A 2,226-nucleotide genomic window follows, 5' to 3' on the forward strand; every position below is an offset into this window, starting at 1 on the left:
TCTGCGGTGTCGCGCTGCCCGCGGGCTCCCGGGTGCTGCTGCTGTGGGGGGCCGCCAACCGGGACCCCGACCACTTCGAGGCGCCGGATGAATTTCGGCTGTCCCGGCCTAACACCAAGGGGCACCTGTCGTTTGGTAGGGGAGCCCACTTCTGCCTGGGGGCCCCACTGGCGCGGCTGGAAGCGATCACGGTGCTGGGCCTCATGCTCGAGCGCACCGCGTGGTTCGAGGCGGTTGACGTCGGACCCTGGTTGCCCAGCGTGCTCGCCCGCCGGCACGCCTATCTCGATCTCGCCGTGCGCTGAAAGCGCGAATCATACTGGCGGGTAACAAATATCCCCCCTCGCCTCACCTGGTTCCTCCCCCCTAACGGGGGATACCTGAGCTGCCCCGCACGGTAGACATACGCCTACCGACAGACGCCGTCGGTGCGGTGCTCGCCGCTACCGAGAGGAGGGCAGGGCAGTTGGGTCCGTATCTGCCGATCTTGGTGTTGGGCGTTATTGCGGCGGGTTTTGCGGTGGTGTCGGTGGTGATTGCGTTGGTGGTGGGGCCGCGGCGGTTCAATCGGGCCAAGTTGGAGGCCTATGAGTGTGGGATTGAGCCGGTGGTTGGGGAGCCGGTGGGTCAGCGGTTTCCGATCAAGTACTACCTGACGGCGATGTTGTTCATCGTGTTCGACATCGAGATCGTGTTTTTGTATCCGTGGGCGGTGTCGTTTGATGCGTTGGGGACGTTCGCGCTGGTGGAGATGCTGATTTTTATGGGCACGGTGTTTGTGGCGTATGGGTATGTGTGGCGGCGGGGTGGGTTGGAATGGGATTAGAGGAGGCGTTGCCGGGCGGCATTTTGTTGTCGACGGTGGAGAAGGTTGCGGGGTTTGTGCGTAAGGGGTCGTTGTGGCCGGCGACGTTCGGGTTGGCGTGTTGTGCGATCGAGATGATGGCGACGGCCTCGCCGCGGTTTGATATTGCCCGGTTTGGGATGGAGCGGTTTTCGGCGACGCCGCGGCAGGCGGATTTGATGATTGTGGCCGGGCGGGTGAGTCAGAAGATGGCGCCGGTGTTGCGGCAGGTCTATGACCAGATGGCTGAGCCGAAGTGGGTGTTGGCCATGGGGGTGTGTGCGTCCAGTGGGGGGATGTTCAACAACTATGCGGTGGTCCAGGGGGTGGATCATGTGGTGCCGGTGGACATTTATCTGCCCGGGTGTCCGCCGCGGCCGGAGATGTTGCTGAATGCGATTCTGGCGTTGCACGCCAAGATCGCCGAGATGCCGTTGGGGGTGCACCGCGCCGAGGCCATTGCCGCCGCGGAGAAGGCCGCGCTGGCCGCCCCGACCACCCTGGAACTCAAAGGCCTGCTCCGGTGAGCGATCAAGACCCGGGTGGTGGCGAGGTCATCGGCGTTCGCCATGGGATGTTCGGCATCAACGGCAGCGGCGACACCTCCGGCTACGGACGGCTGGTTCGTGAGGTCGCCCTGCCCGGCAGCACGCCGCGGCCCTATGGCGGCTATTTCGATGAGCTCGTCGATCGGCTGGCCGAGGTGCTGGGAGCCGACACCTTCGGCGCGGCAGTCGAGCGCGTCGTCGTCTTCCGCAACCAGCTGACCCTGGAGATCCGCCGCGAACATCTGCTGGCTGTCGCGCAGGCGCTGCGGGACGACGAGCGCCTGAGATTCGAATTGTGTTGTGGCGTCTCGGGTGTGCATTACCCGCAGGATGTCGGCCGTGAGCTCCACGCGTTCTATCCGTTGCTGTCGATCACGCATAACCGGCGGGTGCAGGTGGAGGTGGCGTGTCCGGATGCCGATCCGCATGTGCCGTCGTTGTTTTCGGTGTATCCGACGGTGGATTGGCATGAGCGTGAGACCTATGACTTCTTCGGCATCATCTTCGATGGCCATCCGGGGTTGACCCGTATCGAGATGCCCGATGACTGGGTGGGTCACCCGCAACGCAAGGACTACCCCCTCGGCGGCGTTCCTGTCGAATACCACGGCGCCCAGATCCCCCCGCCCGACGAACGCAGGTCGTATCACTGATGAGCGCGCAAGAGAACGTGATCGTCCTGGGCGGCCAGGACTGGGAAGACATCGTCGCCGCCGCCCGCACGGGCGAGGCCGGCGAACGAATCGTGGTGAATATGGGTCCGCAGCATCCGTCGACGCATGGGGTGTTGCGGCTGATTTTGGAGATTGAGGGTGAGACGGTCACCGAGGCGCG

3 protein-coding genes and 2 pseudogenes are annotated in these 2,226 nt (G+C 64.3%); all 5 read left to right on the forward strand.

The window, feature by feature from the left end; all coding sequences use genetic code 11:
• Positions 1–305 (forward strand): annotated as a pseudogene (locus MSZK_RS32875) (cytochrome P450); the annotation flags it as partial.
• Between the two features lie 161 nt (positions 306–466).
• Positions 467–826, forward strand: a complete 360-nt coding sequence (locus tag MSZK_RS09470) for an NADH-quinone oxidoreductase subunit A (RefSeq protein ID WP_099247231.1) — start codon at positions 467–469, stop codon at positions 824–826.
• Positions 817–1,371, forward strand: a complete 555-nt coding sequence (locus MSZK_RS09475; RefSeq protein ID WP_005140943.1) for an NADH-quinone oxidoreductase subunit B family protein — start codon at positions 817–819, stop codon at positions 1,369–1,371. The genes MSZK_RS09470 and MSZK_RS09475 overlap by 10 nt, the downstream gene beginning before the upstream one ends.
• Positions 1,368–2,045 (forward strand): NADH-quinone oxidoreductase subunit C, encoded by a 678-nt coding sequence (locus tag MSZK_RS09480; RefSeq protein WP_099247170.1) that lies wholly within the window; start codon positions 1,368–1,370, stop codon positions 2,043–2,045. The genes MSZK_RS09475 and MSZK_RS09480 overlap by 4 nt, the downstream gene beginning before the upstream one ends.
• A pseudogene (locus MSZK_RS09485) lies at positions 2,045–2,226 on the forward strand (NADH dehydrogenase subunit D); the annotation flags it as partial. The gene MSZK_RS09480 and the pseudogene MSZK_RS09485, both read left to right, overlap by 1 nt.

This window comes from Mycobacterium sp. shizuoka-1 (assembly GCF_002723835.1).
Taxonomy (GTDB): Bacteria; Actinomycetota; Actinomycetes; order Mycobacteriales; family Mycobacteriaceae; genus Mycobacterium.

Excerpts from the sequence above, each read along its gene's own strand:
- MSZK_RS09475 (WP_005140943.1), top strand. The coding sequence starts at position 817 with ATGGGATTAGAGGAGGCGTTGCCGGGCGGCATTTTGTTGTCGACGGTG.